Consider the following 20892-nt stretch of genomic DNA (forward strand, 5'->3'; position numbering starts at 1 on the left):
GGGAGACTGACATGCTGCGCTATATCCTGTTGCGGCTGGCACTGCTGGTACCGGTAATGCTCGGTGTTTCACTGCTGGTCTTCGTGCTGCTGCACCTGGGCAGCACCGACCCGGCCCTGGACTACCTTCGCCTGTCGCACATCCCGCCGACTGACGCGGCCATTGCCGAAGTCCGCCATACCTTGGGCCTCGACCGGCCGTTGCTTGAGCAGTACCTGACCTGGCTCGCGAAGGCCGTGCAGCTGGACTTCGGTATTTCATACCTCACTGGGCGGCCGGTGCTCGACGACCTCCTTTACTACCTGCCCGCCACCTTGCAACTGGGCGGCCTGGCCCTGGCCTGCACCCTGCTGCTGTCGATTCCGCTGGGCCTGGTTGCTGCGCGCTGGCAAGGGCGCTGGCCCGATCACGCCGTCCGCGCGGTGACGTTCCTGGGTGTCTCGATGCCCAACTTCTGGTTGGCGTTTCTGCTGATTGCGCTGTTCTCCCTTTGGCTGGGCTGGTTACCGCCACTGGGCCGCGGCAGTGCCGGGCATCTGGTGATGCCGGTACTGGCGATTGCCCTGATGTCGATGTCGATCAACGCCCGCCTGTTGCGGGCAAGCCTGCTGGAGGCCAGCGGCCAGCGTTATGTCACCTACGCCCGTGCCCGCGGGCTGCCCGAGCGCCGGGTATGGCGTGACCACGTGCTGCGCAACGCCTGGCTACCCTTCGTCACGGCCACCGGTATGCACATTGGGGAATTGATCGGCGGGGCACTGGTAATCGAGACCATCTTCGCCTGGCCGGGCGTAGGCCGCTTCGCGGTGTCGGCGGTGCTCAACCGCGACTTTCCGGTCATGCAGTGCTTCACCTTGCTGCTGACAGGCCTGCTGATGGTCTGCAACCTGGTGGTGGATGTCTGTTATGCCTGGCTCGACCCTCGCAGCCGTCTTGAAGGGGTCGACGCATGAGTGTACTGGCCATCTTCCGTCGCGCTACGCTGGCCGGCCAGGCCAACCTGATTGCAGGGCTGGTACTGGTCAGCGTGCTCTGCATGTTGGCCGTGTTTGGCCAATGGCTTGCCCCGCACGACCCGGACCTGGTCGACCTCGGCCGACGCCTGCTGCCACCGGACAGCAGCCACTGGCTGGGCACCGACCACCTTGGGCGCGACGTGCTGTCCCGGTTGATCGTCGGCACACGGCTGTCGCTGGGCAGCGTAGTGCTGACACTGGCGCTGGTGCTGTTTCTGGGCCTGCTGGTGGGCGGGGTGTCCGGTTTTGTCGGTGGCAAGGTCGACCTGCTGCTGATGCGCCTGTGCGACATGTTCATGACCTTCCCCACGCTGGTGCTGGCGTTCTTCTTCGTCACCCTGCTGGGTACTGGCCTGAGCAACGTGATCATTGCCATCGCCCTGTCGCACTGGGCATGGTATGCACGCATGGTGCGCGGCATGGTCATCGCCCAACGCGGCCGCGAATACGTGATGGCATCACGCCTGGCCGGTGCTTCACGTTGGGCACGGCTGCGCCAGCATGTGCTGCCGAACATTGCCGGCCCCTTGCTGGTGCTGGCCACGATGGACATCGGGCACATGATGCTGCAAGTCTCGGGGCTGTCCTTCCTCGGCCTTGGCGTCACCCCGCCCAGTGCCGAATGGGGGGTGATGATCAACGATGCCAAGGAGTTCATCTGGACCCAGCCGCAACTGCTGCTGTTGCCTGGGCTGATGATCTTCTTCTCGGTAATGGCGTTCAACCTGCTGGGCGATGCGTTACGTGATCGCCTGGACCCATCCCAGGAGGCTCATTGAATGCCCGTGTCGACGTTACAGCTCAAAGGCCTGTGTATCGAAGGGCGTGCTGGCGTGTTGGTGGACGACGTCGACCTGCAGCTGCGCCGAGGTGAAGTCTGTGCCCTGGTCGGTCACAGCGGATCGGGCAAATCGCTCAGTTGTCTGGGTTTGCTTGACCTGCTGCCGCCAGGCCTGCGCCGTACACGCGGCCAGTTGCTGCACGATGGCAAGCCATTGGCGGCCGATCAGGTGCGTGGGCAGCTTGCCAGCCTGATCCTGCAGAACCCACGCAGTGCATTCAACCCTGTGCGCAACATGGTTAGCCATGCCCAGGAAACCCTGAAACTGCGGGGGGTCGTCGGCAGCGCTGCACGTACGCGGATGGATGAATGCCTGGAGGCCGTGGGGTTGGATGACCGCAGTCGGGTCTTGCAGTCGTTCGCGTTCCAGCTTAGCGGTGGCATGTTGCAGCGCATGATGATCGCCCTTGCGCTCATGGCCGAAAGCCCCTTTCTGCTGGCGGACGAGCCCACCAGCGACCTCGACGCCGTGAGCCAGGCGCGCTTTCTCGACCTGCTCATGAAGCTGGTGCAGCAGCACAGGCTTGGCGTGCTGTTGGTGACCCATGACATGGGGGTGGTTGCCCGCTGCGCCGACCATGTCGCGGTGATGGAAGCAGGGCGCGTCGTCGAGCGGCAAACAGTGCATGGCCTGTTCGATCAGCCGGCCAGCGCCACCGCCCGCACCCTGCTTGAAGCCCATCAGCTACTGAACGGGAGCCAGCCATGAGCCTGCTGCACGTTAACCAACTCGGGCATGGCTACCGTTCCGGAGGGCTACTGAGCAGACGCGGCTGGCTGCAGGTGCTCGACGGCATTGAGCTTGAGTTGCAGCCCGGTGAGTCGCTTGGCCTGCTCGGCAGCAGCGGCAGCGGCAAGAGCACGCTTGCTCGGTTACTGCTCGGCCTGGAGAAACCCGCGTGTGGCCAGGTGACATTTGCCGGCCAAGAGGTCAGCCGACTGCGCGGCGGTGAGGCCCGTGCTTTCTTGCGCGCCGTTCAGTTGGTACTCCAGGACGCGCCCAGCGCGTTCAACCCGCAACGCAGCATCGGCTGGAGCATTGCCGAGCCGTTGCGTCACCTGAGCGAGCTGGACGAAGCTGCACGCAACGCCCGTACCGTGGAGCTACTAGAGCACATGGGCCTGCGCAGCGAGCATGCCGAGCGCCTGCCGCACCAACTCAGTGGCGGCCAGCTGCAGCGCGCCAATATTGCCCGCGCGCTGGCCATCTCACCCAAACTGGTGATATTGGACGAGGCCTTGTCAAACCTGGACCGGGTGTTGCAACTGCAGCTGCTGCAGCGCCTGGATGCACTTCGACGCGAGCACGGCACCGCGTTCTTGCTGATCACCCATGACCTGAGCCTGGTGCGCTACTTCTGCCAGCGGGTGGTCGTGTTGGACGCCGGGCGTATCATCGAGGAGCGTCAGATAGACGGTAGGCTTTCGTTCGATCACGCCGTTGGCAAGCAGCTACAGGCCGCAGTACTGCCGGTGCGGCCAACAATGCGCGAGCCTGAGGCAGGGTCGCCGGCGGCCTTGTCACCTGCGGCAGTTCGGGCGACGACTAGACTGAGTGTCTGACCCAGCCGGTGGCTAGCAAAGCTGCCTGCCTGCGCCAGCCCCAGAGCCCGACGCCGTGGAGGCACTGCGCACATGAGCTTCATCGTCTGGGTGGCCATGCTCGGCGCAGTCTTGTTGCTGCTGGCGTTGACCTCCTCTTACCTGCGCTGGATCCCGGTCACGACCTCGGTCGTGTGCCTGGCCCTGGGCGTCGCGCTGGGCCCCGGTGGCCTCGGCTTGCTGCAACTCGAGCTGCCCGATGCGCACGGCTGGATGGAGCACCTGACCGAGGTCGCCGTGCTGTTTTCCCTGTTTGTCAGCGGCCTCAAGCTGCGCCTGCCGCTGAGCAGCCGCAGCTGGCGGGTGGCGGTTTTCCTGGCTGGGCCGGTCATGCTGGCTTGCATCGCCGGGGTCAGCCTGGTGCTGCATTACGGCCTGAACCTGGGCTGGGGCGTGTCGGTGTTGATTGGCGCCATCCTAGCCCCGACCGATCCGGTGCTGGCCACCTTGGTCCAGGTCAATGACGCGCAGGACTACGACCGCGTGCGCTTCAGCCTGTCGGGTGAGGCAGGGCTCAACGATGGGGTCGCCTTTCCGTTCGTAATCCTGGGCTTGCTGCTTGTGCAGGGCGCAGCAGGCAGCCAATGGCTGACTGACTGGTTGTGGCAAGACGTGCTGTGGGCGGTGCCCGCCGGCTTGCTCAGCGGTTATTGGCTGGGGCGCGGCCTAGGGCACCTGACCCTGTACCTGCGCACCCGGCACGAGGACAGCACCCTCTCGCCCAACGACTACCTGGCGCTGGCGCTGATCGCGATGGCTTATGTGGTCGCCGACCTGATCCATGGCTATGGGTTTCTCGCCGTGTTCGCTGCCGGGCTGGGCCTGCGACAGGCCGAGGTGCACGCCAGCCCCACCCCACAAGCGCCTGCAGAACACCTTGTGCAGCCTGTGGTCGGCCACCAGCATGTCGCCCCGGAGCACGCGGTCAAAGGCGATATAGCCACGCTGGAAGACACGCAGGTCGCAGCCGGCATCATGCTAGGCGACATGCTCTCGTTTGGTGGGCTTGTGGAGCGGGCGATGGAGGTGTTTCTGGTGACCTTGCTCGGTGTCGTGTTGATCGAGCACTGGGACTGGCGCGCACTGACCGTAGGCGCGGCGCTGTTCGTGTTCATTCGGCCATTGAGTACGCTGATCATCCCAGGGCGTGGCCTGCTGGACCTTCGCCAGCGCGGCATGCTGGGCTGGTTCGGCATACGCGGTATCGGCAGCCTTTACTACCTGTTCTACTCGGTAAACCACGGCCTAAGCGCCAGCGATGCCGCGGCCATCACCAACCTCACGCTGTCGGTAGTGGCGCTGAGCATTGTCGTGCATGGGTTAAGCGTGCAGCCTCTTCTGTCGCGTTATGAAGCAGGCCGAAAACGCCGTGACGGCTAGCGTGACTCGGGTCAAGCACACAGCGCCGGCAGTTCGCTACGCAGCAGTGCCGCAGCGGCGGGCTTGAGGAGGGAGGTATTCAGTGCATCGCGCTCAATCCACTTGCAAGCGACGATCTCGTTCTTCGGCACCGGCTTGTCCTGATCGTCCAGCTGCAGGGTAAAAATGTAATGGAGGGTGTTACCGACTTGCAGCGTGCACAGCGCCACCAGGCGCTCACGGCAAATCCCTGTTTCCTCTTTCAGCTCTCGGCTGGCGGCGTGCAACGGTGCCTCATTCGTGCCCACACCGCCCCCCGGAAAGCCCCATTTCCTGGCCTTTCTACGCACCAGGAGTATTTTGCCACTGCGAAAGCACAGCACCGTCGCTCTGCTCCTGAGGCTGCTCCTGTCAGACATGTCTACCTCCTACTTACCAAAACACTGCCCTGCGCTCGCAAGCGGGTAGCGTTATTCACATGGATGCGAATATCGCGCCACTTTCAAAGCAGGCAGCTAGCCTTGAGAAAGCGTGGCCCGGGCGGTAGTTCCGTTCGGCGGTAGAAGATTGTGCAGCGCTGTGGGCCAGCGCTGCACTTAGAGGGGAGTTGTGAGCAAGCCGTTACGCGTCAGGGAGCGCTGCGATAATCGAGATTTCGACCAGCACGGCAGGGTCATACAACTTGGCTTGCACCGTTGCGCGCGCTGGAGCACACCCCTGCGGCAACCATTGATCCCACACCTGATTCATGCCCGCGAAGTCGGCATCGATGTCTTTGAGGTAAAGGGTTGCGGACAAAATCCGTGTCTTGTCTGTGCCGGCCTGGTCGAGCAGTCGCTCGATGTTCTGCAAGGTTTCACGGGTTTGCTGCTGCACATCGCCCGCAAAATCGTTGGCAACCTCACCGGACAGGTACACGGTGCCTTGGTGCTTGACCACAAGGCTCATGCGAGCGTTAGTGTGCAGGCGTTCGATCGTCATCCTGATATTCCTTGTCGTGTCGAGATAGAAAACCACTGCGTCGAGCAGGCCCCCGTTCTACCCATTAATGGATGCCTTGTCCACGCGGGGCTTTTAGCCTGGATGCATTTCGACACCTTTCAGCGGCTTTTCACCGCGGCCAGCGCAAGCGCACACACCAGCCCTGCTGGCTGGCCGCATCGATAAAGCCAACGTCTATCTGCCCCCCGGTGCGTTGCACAATGGTCCGCACGATGGACAACCCCAACCCGGAACCTTCCTCCTGGTTTCCCTGCCCTCGGTAGAACGGGTCGAACACCCGCTCCCACTCTTCAGGCGCGATGCCGGGCCCGTCGTCACGGACGCACAGCTCTACCGCCTCCGCCGATTGCTGCATCGACACTTCGACATGCCCCGCCTCGGGCGCGTGGCGAATGGCGTTTTCGACCAGATTCTTGACCACTGCGCGAAGCTCGACTTCACGGATGGTCAGGCGCACATCATCCCCTTCGACGCCAATGTCGAGCTGCTTTCGCTCCGCCAGCGGTATCAGGTCTTCCAGCACCAAGCGGCAAACTTCATGTACCGACACACTGCCGGAGGGCTCTGCACCCAGCTGAGCGCCCGCCAGGGCAAGCAACTGCTCGACCAGTTTGCGGCTCCTGCCGATACCCCGGCGGAGCTGGCTGACTTTGGCCTGGGCTTGCGGGGACATCGGCTCGCACGCCAGCCCCTCGCTCTGCAGGGACAACGCTGTGAGGGGTGTGCGCAGCTCATGGGCTGCATCTGCAACAAATCGCTGCTGGCCCTCCAGCGTGCGCGCGACACGCGCCAGCAGCCGATTGATCGCATGCACGAAGGGGCGGATTTCACTGGCCAGCGCTTGGTCATCGATGGGACGCATGTCTTGATCCTCTCGGCTATCGAGCTTCGCCGCCAACGCGGTGACGGGCTTGAACAGCTTGCGGATCAGGTCGGCAACCACGAGCAGCAGCGTCGGAAAGAGAATGGCGAATGGCAGCAATGCTCGCCAGGCACTGTCGCGTGCATCACGGTTGCGGCTGCCGATTTCCTGGGCCACCACGAAGCGCGCCCCTGAGGCGTCTTTGCCGACCCACACGCGAAAGGGCTCGTCACCCACCTGCAGGGTGGACAAACCATCGGCGACCGTGACGGGAATAGGCAGCGGCAGCCGGCTGTCATCGCCATGGCCTGCCTTGGCGCCATCCGCCAGGTACTGAATCACGATCCGGGTTTCTTCGTCGTCTTCGGCCGCAATGGCCTGGTTGTCGCCGTAGTAAAACGTCAGGCCCTGTCGCATATGCAACGCCGCGACTTGGCGCAGGCTGTTGTCCTGGAACTCCAGTGCTTCATCGTAGGCCGACACATAGCTGAACAGGCCGGTCAGGGTCGCCACCAGCAGAATCGCAATCGTCAGCGCCAACGACAGCCGCAGTTGCAGCGAGTACTTCAGACGTCTTTTGAGACCATCCATCCCAGCCCCCTGACATTGCGGATGACATCCTTGCCCAGTTTGCGGCGCAAACCGTGGATCAGAAACTCCACGGCGTTACTCTCGACTTCGTTGCCCCAGCCGTAGAGCCTGTCTTCGAGCTCCGCACGCGACAGGATCGCGCCGGGCCGTAGCAACAATGCCTGCAACAGCGTGAATTCACGGTTGGACAACTGCACGGCGTCCTGGCCTGGCACCCACGCGCATTTTGCGGCCGGGTCCAGGGTCACCCTGCCGTTACCCAGCTCGGGCGCCGCACGCCCGCCTTTTCGGCGCATGACCGCACGCATTCTGGCCAGCAACTCGGCCATCTCGAAGGGCTTTTGCAAAAAGTCATCCGCGCCGCCATCCAGGCCACGCAAGCGGTCATCCAGGCCTGGCCGGGCCGTGATGATCAGCAACGGCACCGGGTTGTCCGCTGCTCGCAGGTGTTGCAGCACCTGCAAGCCGTCCTGCCCAGGCAACCCTAGGTCGAGCAGGACTTGGTCGTAGGCTTGCGTACGCAGTGCCGCCTCCGCTGTCAGGCCATTGTCGACCCAATCCACGGCATACCCAGCTGCTTCCAGTGCAGCCTGCAATGCCTGCGCAATCATGGTGTCGTCTTCGACCAACAGAATTCGCATGGCGTCTCCCTCGGTGCCAAGCTTTGAGGGAACGATAGCCTCCCCGGTATCTACAGGAAAGCTGTCACCCCGCTCCAGCCCTGCTTAGCCCTGTCGCGGGCCCTGCAAGGTATCGAAGGCCTTGAGCAGGTCACTCATCGCCGCCTTGCAATCGCCCTGCTGTGGCTGGCCTGCCCGCAGCGCATCGAGCGAATGATCGATGGCTTTGTCCAGCAGGTGCCAGTCACTGGCAGCACGCGGCTTGATGCCCGCCTCGGCATCGTCCCAGGCCTTTTCCAGGTCTTTGATGCGCGCCTTGGCGCCAGGCAGGTCCTGGGCGTCCACCTTCGCCGCGACGTCCTCGGCGATAACCCGAAATGCGCTCAGGTCACCGAGCTTGCTGGGGGCATGAACCCCAGCGGTAGGCTGTTGCGGGTCATCTGCCTTGGAGCAGCCTTGGGTGATGCCGAGGACCGAAGCCAGGCAGGCGACCGCCAAGGCAAAGCGCAGTGTGCGTTGTGAAATCATGGATAAGTACCTCATGTTCAAGGGGCGAGCCGCCGGGACTGGGCGGCACCGATCTGGGCGACGCCAACCAGGATGAAGATGACGCAGAGGAATATCGCGCTGGTCCAGGTAGCGCCCATGCCGAGGCCTCCATAGGCGTGTGCCTGGGTAAGCAGGTCGCCGAGGGATGCGCCCAGGGGGCGGGTAAGGATGTAGGCGACCCAGAACACCAGCACCGTATTGACGCCCAGCCGCCAGGCAATCAGGCAGGCGGCGATCAAGGCGCCGAAAATCAGCGTACCGATGCCAAAGCCCAGGCCCAGTGCCTCAGTCGCTAGGTCGCCACCTGCGGTGCCCAGGGCAAAGGTGCAAAGCACCGTGCTCCAATAGAACCACTCGCGCCGGGCGGTGACGATGTGACGAATCGAAAGGTTGCGCTCCAACGCGTACCAGGCTGCAAAATTGGCCATCAACAGCACTGAAAACACGGCGGTGCTGGTGTAGAGGCTGACATCCAGCACATCGGTCAGGATATCGGTGATCTGGGTCCCCAGAATGCTCACCAGCACAACACACAACCAGTAAATCCAGGGCTCGCATTCGCGCTTGCGCAGCTGGAGCGCCAGCGCGGCGCTCAGCAGCAAGGCCATCACCACGCTGGTGATGCCCAGCCCCCAACCGACATCGACGGCCAGGAAGTCGGCAAACGTCTCGCCCACGGTGGTGGACATGATCTTGATGATCCAGAAGGACAACGTCACTTCCGGGACTTTGTTCAGCCAGCCTGTGCTCACTGTATTCATCGCAAGTACCTCCTCGGATCCTGTCGCGGTCAGGAGGCACATTACGGATGAAAACTTAGCTGGGCCTGAGCTGCGCAGGCTGGTTGTCGGGCGCGGCCTCTGCGACACTTGCCCGGCCAACGATGATTGACCCAGGAAGGCCTCGTGTCCTCACCCCCCTCAGCCGCGCAGCGCCTGCCAGTGCTGATCGAAGCCAAGCACCTGAGCCGCGTGGCGGCCTCAGGCAGCCCGCCATTGCTCGCACCGACCGACTTTTCGCTGTGCGCAGGCGAGCGTGTGGCGGTCAGTGGCAACTCAGGCTCGGGCAAAAGTGTGCTGCTTCGCTTGCTGGCGCTGCTGGATGCACCCAGCACCGGCGAAGTCCGGTGGATGAACAGCGCCATCGCCGCCCAGTCGATCCCCCACTACCGGTCATGTGTCTGTTACCTGGCACAACGGCCTGCGCTGGTGGAAGGTTCAGTCATGGACAACCTGCAGATGCCCTTCAGGCTCAAGTCGCTGCGCCACCGCCGTTTCGACAGCCGCGTGCTCGATGAGTTGCTGGGCCAGGCCGAAAAACCCCAGGGCTTTCTAGACAAGCTGGCCACCGACCTGTCGGGCGGCGAAGCACAACTGGTTGCGTTGATCCGCGTGCTGCTGCTGGAACCCCAGGTGATCCTGTTCGACGAACCCACTTCAGCGCTAGACCCGCGCTCGGCAGCCACCGTGGAACGGCTGGTGATGAACTGGTTCAACACAGCCAGGCATTCGCGTGCCTATATTTGGGTATCGCATGATCGTGAACAGGCCCTGCGCATGTGCACCCGCCAGATGAGCATGCGGCAAGGTGTGCTTTGCGAGAACATCACATGACCTATCAGAACCTCTCTTATGCGGACCTGGCGATTGCGTCATTGCTCATCTTGATCAATGGCGTGCTGTCCGTTCTGTTGAAGCTGCAACTGGAGCGGCAACTGCTGTGGGCCGCCCTGCGCACCGTGGTTCAGCTGTTGGCGATCGGTTACATACTGGGCTGGGTTTTCCAGTTTGCCGAATGGTATGTGGTACTGCCCTTGATGCTGGCCATGACGCTTGTCGCAGGCAGCTCTGCGGCGGGGCGCGGCAAGCATCGTCACCGCGGCTTGCTCGTCGACAGTATCATCTCTGTCTGGCTGAGCGCTTGGCTGGTCACGGCCATCGGCCTGTTCGTGGTGCTGAAGGTACACCCCTGGTACACCCCCCAGTACGCCATCCCTATCCTCGGCATGGTGCTCGGCAACACGCTCACAGCCGTGTCATTGGGCATCGACCGCATGACACGCGAGCTCACTACCAACCGCGCCACCGTGGAAACAGTCCTGAGCCTGGGCGGCACTCGCTGGGAGGCGGCTCAGGCCGCTGCTGCGCAGGCGGTGAAAGCCGGCATGATGCCAACCCTGAACCAGATGACGGTGGTTGGCATCGTCAGCCTGCCTGGGATGATGACCGGCCAGATCCTCGCCGGGCAAAGTCCGGCAGAGGCCGTCCGTTACCAGATCGTCATCATGTTCCTGATCGCCGCAGCCTCGGGGCTGGGGACCGTGTGCGCGGTGTTGCTGACGTTCCGGCGACTGTTTTCGGCCTCACACCAGTTCATGTCGCACAGGCTCTCGAAGCAGAAGTAACACCCTACAAACGCGCTGAACGTTATACGCAGCAGTCAGCCCACCACCGGCTTCAACAACGCCTGCGCCTCGTAGAGCGGTGGCAGGTAGCGCAGCCGTATCTCGTCGACGCTCAACCGCGAGGCGTGGGTGGTGATCGTCAGCGTCGCCTTCAACTGACCGCTACGGTCCAGCAGCGGTACCCCCAGCACGCGCATGCCGATTTCGTATTCCTGGTCGACGATGCTGTAGCCCTGCTGGCGCACGCGCTGCAACTCTGCTTCCAGCAGCGCCCGATCGGTCTGGGTATAGGGCGTGAGCGGGCGGAGCGGGTTGCGTGAGAAGTAGTCATCGCGTGCGGCCTCCTCCAGTGCCGCCAGCCAGACTCGCCCGCCGGCGGTGCAGTACATCGGCACCCGCGAGCCGGGCCTGATCGACAACGAGGCGATGTGGCTGTAGCGGCTGCGCACCAGGTGGATGATTTCATCGCCGTCACGGGTGCCGACCGAGACATGCTCCTGGGTCTGCCGCGCCACCTGCTCGACGATGGGCCGCAGCATGCGCGGCAGCTGGGCCGAGTCCACGTAGGCCTGGCCGATGCGCAACGCCTTGGGCGTGAGCCAGTACTGGCGGCTGTCGGTGTCGGCAAAGCCTTCGTGTACCAACGTCAGCAGGAAGCGGCGCGCGGCGCTGGGGGTAAGGCCCGATTGCCTGGCTGCCTGGGGCACGGTCAGGCGCGGCTGATCGACGCTGAACAGCTGCATCAATGCCAGGCCTTTCTGCAAGCCCGCGATCAGGTCGCGGGGGTGGATATCGGGTTTGTCCATGGGGGTTCTCCAGTGATGCGCGAGCCCGGGTAGGAGCAGCCTTGTGCTGCGAAGAGGCCGGTGGCAAAACCCTCGATCTTCACTGTTTTTACTGGCCTCTTCGCAGCACAAGGCTGCTCCTACAGTGAGAGAGCGTATTTCTGACGCACATTTTTCAGCATTGCCCGCCAATAATCGCTACCTGACTGCGATTATCGCACTACCCGCCCGACAAGCGCATTTCCCCGCGCCCTGCACCCGGTCACCCTTGCTGCACAACAACAGCAAGCACGGAGGTCAGCATGATTCGGGGTTCGACAGAACTGGTCGCCATCGTCGGTTCACCCATCGCCCAGGTGAAATCGCCTGAAAACTTCAACACCTGGTTCGCCAGCAACGGCTGCGACCTGGCAATGCTCCCCATCGACCTGCAAGAGACTGCGCTGCAAGCCTTTGTCGGCAGCCTGCGCGGCTGGCAGAACCTGCGCGGTTGCGTGGTCACCGTGCCCTACAAACAGGCACTGGCCGCACGCCTGGACGGCCTCAGTGCGCGCGCCGCCGCACTGGGTTCGGTCAACGTGGTGCGCCGCCACAGTGACGGCCGCCTGCTCGGCGACAATGTCGACGGCGCAGGCTTTCTTGGCGCCGCACGCAAACAGGGCTTTCAACCGGCAGGCAAACGCGCGCTGGTGATTGGTTGTGGTGGGGTGGGCAGTGCAATCGCCTACGCACTGGGCGAAGCGGGCGTGCGCCAGATCACCCTCAGCGACCCCAGCACTACCCGCGTTGGGGCGCTTTGCGAAGTACTCGGCACGGCCTTCCCCAGTCTCGAAATCGCCACCCACTACCGCTCGCTGGAAGCGTTCGACCTGGTGGTCAACGCGTCGCCGGTTGGCATGGGCAGCACCGATGAGTTGCCGCTCCCAGCGCCGATGCTGACAACCCTGCAACCCTCCACGTTGGTTGCCGACGTGGTCACCTCGCCAGAAATCACCCCGCTGTTGCAGCAGGCACGCGACCGGGGCTGTGCGATCCAGACTGGCCCGCAGATGGCCTTCGCCCAACTCGGCCACCTCGGCGCCTTCATGGGCGTCACCCCGCAGGAGATCTGAGCCATGGCCGCTACCGAACACGCGCAACCGGTGTACGACTTGGTGGTCCTCGGCAGTGGTGCCGGGGGCTTTGCCGCCGCCGCCACGGCCGCCAGCCTTGGCCTGAAGGTACTGGTCGTGGAGAAAGCCGACACCTTCGGCGGCACGTCGGCGATTTCCGGCGGTGCGGCGTGGGTGTATGGCACCGATCAAGCCCGTGCAGCCGGCGCCAAAGACTCCCCCGAAGCCATGCGCACCTACCTGAAAACCGTGATTGGTGCCGGCTACAACGCACCGCTGGTAGACGCCTTCATTGCACGCGGGCATGAAGCGCTGCGCTGGCTGGAGCGCCACACCGAACTGCGCTATGCCCTGCGCCCGCACTCACCGGACTATTACCCGGATGAGCCCGGTGCCACCCAGTTCGGCCGAGCACTGGAAATGGTCGAATACGACGGCCGCCGCCTCGGCCCGCGCTTCAAGGACCTGAAAATGCCGCCGCCGGGCATGCTGTTGTTCGGCGGGATGATGGTCAACCGTGTGGATATCCAGCATTTTCTTGGCCTGCGCAAATCACCGCGCTCCCTGTGGCATTGCTTGAAGCTGATGGCTCGCTATGCGCTGGACCGCCTTCGCCACCACCGTGGCACCCGCCTGACCACCGGCAATGCGCTGATTGCACGCCTGGCCACCACGGCCTTTGCCCATGGCACGCAACTGTGGCTGCGCAGCGAGGCTAAGGCGCTGATCGTCGAGCACGGCGCGGTGACTGGCGTGGTGGTGCAGCACGAAGGCCGGCGCGTGCAGGTGCGTGCCCGGGGTGGCGTGGTCTGCGCCATGGGCGGCTTCGCAGCCGGCGAACTGGCTGCCGCCTACCGCCCAGGCGTTGATGCGCCGCACCTTACCATGTCGCCGCCAACCAACGACGGCGCCGCGCTGCACCTGGGTGAAGCGGTGGATGCTGCCCACGGCGAGGGGCTGGCCGCTAACTTCTTCTGGGCACCCGTTTCCGAATTGCGCCATGCCAATGGTGAGCGCGAACGCTTCCCGCACCTGGTCACCGACCGTGCCAAACCGGGGGTGATCGCGATCAACCCGGCCGGGCAGCGCTTCGTCAACGAGTCGAACTCCTACCATCACTTCGTGCAGACCATGTTCGCCAGCAACCTCACCACCTGCTGGCTGATCTGCGACGCCGAGGCCATGAACCGCTACGGCCTGGGCCTGGCACGCCCGAAACCCGTGAACAACGCGGCACTGATCGACGCCGGCTACCTGTACCGCGGCGACACACCGCACGCCCTGGCCGAGGCCATCGGCGTCGACCCTCAGGCATTGCAGGCGACGCTGGAGCGCTTCAACGCCGACGCCCGCAACGGCATCGACCGCGCATTCGACAAAGGCGGCAACAGCTACAACCGCTACATGGGCGACCCGCATCACACGCCCAACCCCTGCCTGGCGCCCTTGGTCAAGGCGCCCTTCTACGCCATTCAGCTCCACACCGGCGACCTGGGCTCGGCACGCGGCCTGGTGACCGACGCCCATGCCAACGTGCTCAACCGCGCCGGCACGCCGGTTGCCGGCCTTTATGCAACGGGCAACGACATGAACTCATTGATGAACGGCACCTACCCCGGCCCAGGCATCACCCTAGGCCCTGCCCTCACCTTCGGCTGGATCGCCGCCAGCCATATTGCCAACCGCCTGCAGGCGCAGGCCCACCCTCTGGAGACAAACGCATGTACTACGAACTGAGAACCTACACCCTCGACCCACTGAAAATGGCCGACTGGCTGGCCCTGTACCAAAGCCACGCGCTGGCGGTGCAGAGCGAGCACCTGGGCAAGCTGGTCGGTTTCTTTACCAGTGAATTCGGCGAGGTCAACCAGGTGGTGCACCTGTGGGCCTACACCAGCCTCGACGACCGCATGCAGCGCCGCGCGGCGATGGCGGCGGACCCGCGCTGGGCGGAGTTCTCGCAGCGCAATCGCGAGCTGGGCGCAGTGTTGCGGTTGCAGTCGCGGTTGATGCGGCCGACCGGCTTTTCGCCGCTGCAGTAACTGACGCACCCTCCAACCTGACCGGAGCCCCTCCATGCAACCCCTGGAATGTGACGTACTTGTCCTCGGCTCCGGCGCCTCTGGCCTGGCTGCCGCAGTAACCGCCGCCCATCACGGCCTGAAGGTGATCGTCGCGGAAAAGGCCAGCCAGTTCGGTGGCACCAGCGCCTGGTCGGGGGGCTGGTTATGGATACCCCGCAACCCGCTGGCGATCGCCGAAGGCACCGTCGAAGCCGACGATGCGCCCGAACGCTACCTGCGCGCACAGACCCACGTCGCCGAACTGGACCCTCGCCAGCAGGCGTTTTTGCGCCATGGACCCGAGATGGTGGCGTTCTTCCAGCGACATACCGCCGTGCAGTTCCAGTCCGGGACGAAAATGCCCGACATGCACGAGGGGGATGGCAGTGCGCGTGGCGGGCGCTCCCTGTGTGCGCAGCCGTTCGACGGGCGCCTGCTTGGGCACTGGATCCACCGGCTACGGCCGCCCCTGGATATCGTCAGCCTGGCCGGCATGGGCATCGCCGGTGGCGCAGACATGGCCGCCTTCTTCAACGCCAGCCGCTCACCCAAGGCGGCCTGGCACGTCGGCAAACGCCTGCTGCGCCATGGGCGCGACTTGCTGCTGCACCGTCGCGGCCTGCAGTTGGTCAACGGCAACGCGCTGGTGGCGCGCCTGCTGCGCAGTGCCCTCGACCTGGGCGTGACGCTGTTGCATGACCGGCAGGCCACAGGCTTGCTGAGGGATGGGCGTATCACAGGCGTGCAGTTCAGCGATGGCCAGGTGATCCATACGCGACGCGGTGTCGTGTTGGCCTGCGGCGGGTTCCCCCATGACCGCCAGCGCATCGCCCAGCTGATACCCCATGCCCCTGAGGGCGATCGCCATTATTCCGCAGCGCCGCCGCAGAACAATGGCGACGGCCTGCGCCTGGGCGAACAGGTCGGCGCACAGGTCGCCACCACGGCGGCCCACGCCGGGGCCTGGGCGCCGGTCTCACTGGTGCCGCGAAGCGACGGCAGCCTCGGCCACTTCCCGCACCTGATCGACCGCGCCAAGCCGGGTTTCATTGCCGTGCGCGGTGACGGTCGGCGGTTCGTCAACGAGGCCGACAGCTACCACGCCTTCATGAATGCACTGTTCACCTCCACGCCACCCGGTGAGGAGCACGAAGCCTGGTTGATCTGTGACCACGCCGCGCAACGTCGCTACGGCATCGGCTGGGCCAAGCCGTTCCCCTTCCCTGCCGGCTTCTATGAGCGCCGTGGCTACCTGTTCAGCGGCCCTACCCTGGGGCAGCTGGCCGCACGCTGCGGGATCGACGCAGCGCAACTGCAGCGCACCGTGGCACATTTCAACCACCATGCGGCGCAGGGCACGGACCCGGACTTCCAGCGTGGCGCATCGCTGTATAACCGTGCGCAGGGCGACCCCTTGCACGCGCCCAATCCGTCGCTGAGGCCGCTGCTGCACGGGCCCTTTCATGCGGTAAAACTGCTGCCCGGCAGCCTCGGCACCTTCGCTGGCCTGCACACAAATGCTTCGGCCCAGGTGCTGGACAGCCTGCAGCGGCCAATACCCGGCCTGTTCGCGGTCGGCAACGACATGCACAGCATCATGGGCGGGCACTACCCCAGTGGCGGTATCACCCTTGGCCCTGGGATGACCTTCGGTTACCTGGCAGGCATGGCACTGTGCAATCAGCCAGAAGACGCCGCGTCACTTTTGTTCGATCATCGAACAGTAGCCCCATCTTTGAATTGACGCTCCCCCCTTCACTGCTCACCATAAATGACCTTGCACGCCCAGCCTTGCCCAGGGCAAAACCGCGTTCCAGACGCATTGCCGTTCAAAACAATTTCAAGAAACGACTTCACATGACCCCTTCCAAGTTCGACACTGCCAGCCCCCGCCTCGCCCATGGATCCATCGGCGACAAGGTGCGCGGCGCCTTCGCCGTCGGCAAGACCCGCTGGGGCATGCTTGCCCTGGTGTTCTTCGCCACCACCCTGAACTACATCGACCGTGCCGCCCTCGGCATCATGCAGCCCGTTCTCGCCAAGGACATGGGCTGGACGGCGATGGACTACGCCAACATCAACTTCTGGTTCCAGGTCGGCTATGCCATCGGCTTTGTGCTGCAGGGCCGGCTGATCGACAAAGTCGGGGTAAAGCATGCCTTCTTCGGCGCCGTCCTGCTGTGGAGCCTGGCCACCGGCGCCCATGGCCTGGCGACCTCGGCAGCAGGCTTCATGGTCTGCCGCTTCATTTTGGGCCTGACCGAGGCGGCCAACTACCCGGCGTGCGTAAAGACCACGCGCTTGTGGTTCCCCGCCGGCGAGCGCGCCATCGCCACCGGCCTGTTCAACGCCGGCACCAACGTCGGCGCCATGGTCACCCCGGCGCTGCTGCCACTGATTCTCGCTGCTTGGGGCTGGCAGGCCGCGTTCATCGCCATGGGTAGCCTCGGTCTGGTTTGGGTGGTGTTGTGGGGTTTGAAGTATTTCAACCCTGAGGCGCACCCGCACGTTCGCCAGAGCGAGCTGGACTATATCCAGCAAGACGTGGAGCCCGAAGCCAAACCCGTGCCGTTCAGCCGCATCCTGCGCCAGCGCGGCACCTGGGCCTTTGCCGTGGCCTACTCGATCACGGCGCCGGTGTTCTGGTTTTACCTGTACTGGCTGCCGCCGTTTCTCAACCAGCAGTACGACCTGGGCATCAGCGTCACCCAGATGGGCATCCCGTTGATTCTGATCTGGCTGACCGCAGACTTCGGCAGCATCGGCGGCGGCATTCTGTCGTCCTGGCTGATCGGCCGCGGCATGCGCGCCACCCGTGCCCGGTTGATCTCGATGTTGATTTTTGCCTGCACCATCGTCAGCGTGGTCTTCGCTGCCCACGCCAGTGGCCTATGGGTCGCGGTGCTTGCCATCGCCGTGGCGGTCGGCGCGCACCAAGCCTGGACCGCGAACATCTGGAGCCTGGTCATGGACTACACGCCCAAGCATCTGGTGAGCACGGTGTTCGGCTTCGGCAGCATGTGCGCGGCCATCGGCGGCATGTTCATGACACAGATCGTCGGCAGCGTGCTGACGGTCACCCACAATAACTATGCGGTGCTTTTCACCATGATTCCGGTGATGTACTTCATTGCCCTGGTGTGGATGTACTTCATGGCGCCGCGTGGGATTGAGGCCGCTTAAGGGCTAACCAGGTTTCCTCTATGGGGCTCTTCGGAGCCTCTTTTTTTGCCTGCAGACAGGCCATTGGACCTTTGCGCTAACTTGGACCGGCCTTGAGGTTTACTGTCATACGCTGCTTTGCAGCGCTTGGCTGGCTTGCCCGCGAACACCGGCTTCGCCGGTGCCATATACCGCGTCGCGTGCATCGCCGGCAAGCCGGCTCCCACAGGGTCAGCGACTCGCTTGCGATCTTTGTTCTCTTCGCGGCAACGCAACCAAAAGGGCTGGGTTACCTCTCACAGAACAACACATACCTGATTGATTTAGCAGGGACCTGTGGGAGCGGGTTCACCCGCGAACACCGGCGAAGCCGGTGCCATACACCGCGTCGCCTTCTTCGCGGGTAAACCCGCTCCCACAGGGTCAGCGACTTGCTTGCGATCTTTGTTCTCTGCTCTACAACGCAGCCCAAAGCGCTAGGTTACTTCTTACAGAACAACACATACCTGATTGATTTAGCGGGGACCTGTGGGAGCTGGCTTGCCAGCGAACACCGGCGAAGCCGGTGCCATACATCGCGGCGCCTGCTTCGCGGGTAAACCCGCTCCCACAGAGTTCAGTGATTTGCTTGCGATCTTTGTTCTCTGCTCGACAACGCAGCCCAAAGGGCTGGGTTACCTCTCACAGAACAACACATACCTGATTGATTTAGCAGGGACCTGTGGGAGCGGGTTTACCCGCGAACACCGGCGAAGCCGGTGCCATACACCGCGGCGCCTTCTTCGCGGGTAAACCCGCTCCCACAGGGTCAGCAACTTGCTTGCGATCTTTGTTCTCTGCGCCCGCACAGTGGCCCTTGAAGCTCAAACCCGCGCCAATACCGCCTTGGCTTTCTCCAGCGCCATCCGCGCACGCTGCTCGCCACTCACGCCCTGCTCCAGTAACTGCCGCGTCGGAATCTCCAGGCTCAGCGGTACGGTGGCCGGCAAGCCACGCAACAGGCCGATCAAATCAGCATCGCCATCACCCGGGAAGCGCCGTTCGTTGCGGGCCTGGCGCAGGATCTCGTCCATGTCGTCCGGCACCGGGCCGGCCACGTCGCACAGCTGCGCATAGCGCATGCGCTGCGGTGCCAAGTGGGACAGGTCGTCGAGTGAGGAAGCGGAGCGGTTGAAATGGAAGGCGTCCACCAGAACGCAGCCGTTTGCCCGGTCAGCGTTGGCAACCACACGCATGGCCTGGCGCAGGTCGCGAACGTCGGTCCAGGGCATGAACTCCAGGTGCGGATGGATACCATAGCCCGCCGCCAGGTCGCACAGTGCGGCAAAGCGCTCCGTGAGGCGTGCCTCGTCCGGGTCGTTACCGGCCACCAGCAGTTCGGTCCCGCCCAGCTCGGCACCCACCGCCAGAATGGCTTCGAAATCGGCAACACAGGTTTCGGGCTTGAGGCGCAGGATTTCCAGGTCGAGTACCTTGATGCCGGTATCGCGCAGGCGCACCTGGGTCTGCCGACGCAGGTCAGCATCGGCCACCAGCGGGAAGTGCTGTTCCTCTGCGGTAGCCGGCACCAAACGCAGGCCCACGTGGCTGTAGCCGGCACGGGCAGCGGCCTCCACCATGGCCGGCGGCGAAAGCTCGAGCACCGTCAGCGCGGCAAGGGAAAAAATACGGTCAGTCATGTTCGTTACCTGAAGGCAATTAAAGGTGTGAAGGGGGCTCGCGTCAGGCAATCGTCTCGGGGGCACAGGCCCGGCCGCTTTCGGCTGCCTGGCGGATCGCCTCGACCAGGGCCAGCGTGCGGCCACCATCTGCAGCGTCGGTCAAGGGGGCCTCTTCACCGCGGGCGACGCGAATGAAGTGCTGCAATTGCAAGGTCAACGCTTCACCTGCCGGCGTTTCGGCGCCACTTTGCAGCAAGGGTGTGTGCCAGCCGGAGCCTGCTTCGCCGTACTGCCAGTGCTTGAGCTGCGGAATGCTCAGTGCGCCGTGGCTGCCGGCCAGCAGGTAGCAGGGCTGGCCATCCTGACGCGGGTATATCGGGCTCTCGCCGGACGTCAGCTCCCAGCTCCAGGGGGCAGCCACCGCGTCCGAACCTGTCAGGCTGCCCAGCGCCCCGTTGGCGAACTGCAGCAGCACGGCGGCGCTGTCTTCATTGGCATACCCACGCACATCGTTGCGGGTGAACGCCTGCACCTGCACGACCTCGCCGCACAGGTAGCGCAGCAGGTCGAGGTCGTGAATCAGGTTGGTCAGCAAAAAACCGGCGCCCGGCTCGCGGCGCCAGGGGGTGTCGAAGTAGCTGTCGGGCTTCTGCAACTGCCACAGCGCAGTGACATTGATCAGCCTACCCAGCGCCCCCTCGGCAATCAGGCCGCGCGCGCTGGCGATCAGCGGGTTGTGCCGGCGATGGTGGCCAACCAGCACAGGCACGCCACAGCGCTTGGACGCTTCGACCAACGCACGGACTTCGTCCAGGTGCACGCCCACAGGCTTTTCCACCAGCACCGGCACGCCGGCTGCGATGCAATCGAGCGCGGTGGCCACGTGCAGGTTGTTGGGGTTGGCGACGATCACGGCCTCGGGTTTGACGCTGGCCAGCATCTGCCGGTGATCGGCGTAATAGGCCACCCCGCATTCGGCGGCGAAAGACTCAGCCTGCGGGCCGGGGTCTGCCACCGCGCACAACTGCGCCTGCGGCAGCTGGCGCAGGTGCTGGTAGTGCTGGCGGCCCATGATACCGGCGCCAATCAGGGCGATACGAAGCGGTGCATTCAACGGACTGTCCTCTTGTCATTGTTGTCGGGCATAAATTACGGAACAGTGTTCCAGAATTCATACTCGACAATTTAGAACTCGGGTCCGCTTTACAAAAGCGCCGCCTGCACAGACTGTGCGGTTATCGACCACTAATGAACAGGCGACGC

21 protein-coding genes are annotated in these 20892 nt (G+C 63.9%); 12 read left to right on the forward strand and 9 right to left on the reverse strand.

All coding sequences use genetic code 11. From position 1 onward, the window contains the following. Nucleotides 1-11 precede the first annotated feature (11 nt). From nikB to GIB19_RS26085, 5 genes are all read left to right on the forward strand, one after another. Complete coding sequence (nikB, locus tag GIB19_RS26065; RefSeq protein WP_274888571.1) at nucleotides 12-953, forward strand: nickel ABC transporter permease subunit NikB; 942 nt, start codon at nucleotides 12-14, stop codon at nucleotides 951-953. Next, nucleotides 950-1795: a nickel ABC transporter permease subunit NikC gene (gene nikC, locus GIB19_RS26070; protein WP_274888573.1), complete on the forward strand. Its 846-nt coding sequence runs from the start codon at nucleotides 950-952 to the stop codon at nucleotides 1793-1795. The genes nikB and nikC overlap by 4 nt, the downstream gene beginning before the upstream one ends. Beyond that, the gene (nikD, locus tag GIB19_RS26075) at nucleotides 1796-2566 is read left to right on the forward strand and encodes a nickel import ATP-binding protein NikD (RefSeq protein WP_274888574.1); all 771 of its coding nucleotides are present in this window, start codon (nucleotides 1796-1798) and stop codon (nucleotides 2564-2566) included. Beyond that, the gene (gene nikE / locus GIB19_RS26080) at nucleotides 2563-3420 is read left to right on the forward strand and encodes a nickel import ATP-binding protein NikE (protein WP_238216905.1); all 858 of its coding nucleotides are present in this window, start codon (nucleotides 2563-2565) and stop codon (nucleotides 3418-3420) included. The genes nikD and nikE overlap by 4 nt, the downstream gene beginning before the upstream one ends. A 72-nt stretch (nucleotides 3421-3492) precedes the next feature. After that, nucleotides 3493-4839, forward strand: coding sequence for a cation:proton antiporter (locus tag GIB19_RS26085; protein ID WP_274888575.1), 1347 nt, complete (start codon nucleotides 3493-3495; stop codon nucleotides 4837-4839). Nucleotides 4840-4850: 11 nt separating this feature from the next. Here the strand turns inward: GIB19_RS26085 and GIB19_RS26090 are convergent, their stop codons facing one another. The 6 genes from GIB19_RS26090 to GIB19_RS26115 form a co-directional block, all read right to left on the reverse strand. Then, entirely contained in the window at nucleotides 4851-5237 is a 387-nt protein-coding gene (locus GIB19_RS26090) for an NUDIX domain-containing protein (RefSeq protein ID WP_099429745.1), read from the reverse strand. Nucleotides 5238-5439: 202 nt separating this feature from the next. Beyond that, entirely contained in the window at nucleotides 5440-5799 is a 360-nt protein-coding gene (locus GIB19_RS26095; protein ID WP_027596256.1) for a RidA family protein, read from the reverse strand. A 130-nt stretch (nucleotides 5800-5929) separates the two neighbouring features. Continuing rightward, nucleotides 5930-7273, reverse strand: coding sequence for a sensor histidine kinase (locus GIB19_RS26100; protein WP_274888579.1), 1344 nt, complete (start codon nucleotides 7271-7273; stop codon nucleotides 5930-5932). Further along, nucleotides 7249-7914 (reverse strand): response regulator, encoded by a 666-nt coding sequence (locus GIB19_RS26105; RefSeq protein WP_274888583.1) that lies wholly within the window; start codon nucleotides 7912-7914, stop codon nucleotides 7249-7251. The genes GIB19_RS26100 and GIB19_RS26105 overlap by 25 nt, the downstream gene beginning before the upstream one ends. Before the next feature lie 84 nt (nucleotides 7915-7998). Next, nucleotides 7999-8436, reverse strand: coding sequence for a hypothetical protein (locus GIB19_RS26110; protein WP_412765279.1), 438 nt, complete (start codon nucleotides 8434-8436; stop codon nucleotides 7999-8001). Between the two features lie 2 nt (nucleotides 8437-8438). Further along, nucleotides 8439-9203 carry a COG4705 family protein gene (locus GIB19_RS26115; protein ID WP_274888586.1) on the reverse strand — a complete coding sequence of 255 codons (765 nt, stop codon included), beginning with the start codon at nucleotides 9201-9203 and terminating at the stop codon, nucleotides 8439-8441. Between the two features lie 174 nt (nucleotides 9204-9377). Between GIB19_RS26115 and GIB19_RS26120 the strand changes: the two genes are divergently transcribed. After that, entirely contained in the window at nucleotides 9378-10055 is a 678-nt protein-coding gene (locus tag GIB19_RS26120; protein WP_274888602.1) for an ABC transporter ATP-binding protein, read from the forward strand. Then, nucleotides 10052-10846 carry an ABC transporter permease gene (locus tag GIB19_RS26125; protein WP_274888587.1) on the forward strand — a complete coding sequence of 265 codons (795 nt, stop codon included), beginning with the start codon at nucleotides 10052-10054 and terminating at the stop codon, nucleotides 10844-10846. Before GIB19_RS26120 ends, GIB19_RS26125 begins: the two co-directional genes overlap by 4 nt. Before the next feature lie 35 nt (nucleotides 10847-10881). Here GIB19_RS26125 and GIB19_RS26130 read toward each other — a convergent pair whose 3' ends face one another. Next, a complete protein-coding gene (locus tag GIB19_RS26130; protein ID WP_274888589.1) occupies nucleotides 10882-11652 on the reverse strand; it encodes an IclR family transcriptional regulator domain-containing protein in 771 nt (256 codons plus the stop codon). Nucleotides 11653-11933: 281 nt separating this feature from the next. Between GIB19_RS26130 and GIB19_RS26135 the strand changes: the two genes are divergently transcribed. The 5 genes from GIB19_RS26135 to GIB19_RS26155 all read left to right on the forward strand — a co-directional run bounded on the left by GIB19_RS26135 (nucleotide 11934) and on the right by GIB19_RS26155 (nucleotide 17989). Continuing rightward, the gene (locus GIB19_RS26135; protein ID WP_274888590.1) at nucleotides 11934-12743 is read left to right on the forward strand and encodes a shikimate dehydrogenase family protein; all 810 of its coding nucleotides are present in this window, start codon (nucleotides 11934-11936) and stop codon (nucleotides 12741-12743) included. Nucleotides 12744-12746: 3 nt separating this feature from the next. Continuing rightward, the gene (locus tag GIB19_RS26140) at nucleotides 12747-14480 is read left to right on the forward strand and encodes an FAD-dependent oxidoreductase (RefSeq protein ID WP_274888591.1); all 1734 of its coding nucleotides are present in this window, start codon (nucleotides 12747-12749) and stop codon (nucleotides 14478-14480) included. Then, entirely contained in the window at nucleotides 14465-14785 is a 321-nt protein-coding gene (locus GIB19_RS26145; RefSeq protein ID WP_085273160.1) for an NIPSNAP family protein, read from the forward strand. The genes GIB19_RS26140 and GIB19_RS26145 overlap by 16 nt, the downstream gene beginning before the upstream one ends. A 34-nt stretch (nucleotides 14786-14819) precedes the next feature. After that, entirely contained in the window at nucleotides 14820-16550 is a 1731-nt protein-coding gene (locus tag GIB19_RS26150) for an FAD-dependent oxidoreductase (RefSeq protein ID WP_274888592.1), read from the forward strand. Between the two features lie 113 nt (nucleotides 16551-16663). Continuing rightward, nucleotides 16664-17989 (forward strand): MFS transporter, encoded by a 1326-nt coding sequence (locus GIB19_RS26155; protein ID WP_186680567.1) that lies wholly within the window; start codon nucleotides 16664-16666, stop codon nucleotides 17987-17989. Nucleotides 17990-18831: 842 nt separating this feature from the next. Here the strand turns inward: GIB19_RS26155 and GIB19_RS26160 are convergent. Both GIB19_RS26160 and GIB19_RS26165 read right to left on the reverse strand, forming a co-directional pair. Beyond that, a complete protein-coding gene (locus tag GIB19_RS26160; RefSeq protein ID WP_274888594.1) occupies nucleotides 18832-19647 on the reverse strand; it encodes a sugar phosphate isomerase/epimerase family protein in 816 nt (271 codons plus the stop codon). A gap of 43 nt (nucleotides 19648-19690) precedes the next feature. Then, complete coding sequence (locus tag GIB19_RS26165) at nucleotides 19691-20743, reverse strand: Gfo/Idh/MocA family protein (RefSeq protein ID WP_274888595.1); 1053 nt, start codon at nucleotides 20741-20743, stop codon at nucleotides 19691-19693. Nucleotides 20744-20892: the final 149 nt, after the last annotated feature.

It is taken from the genome of Pseudomonas sp. ITEM 17296 (assembly GCF_028895205.1).
Classification (GTDB): domain Bacteria; phylum Pseudomonadota; class Gammaproteobacteria; order Pseudomonadales; family Pseudomonadaceae; genus Aquipseudomonas; species Aquipseudomonas kermanshahensis.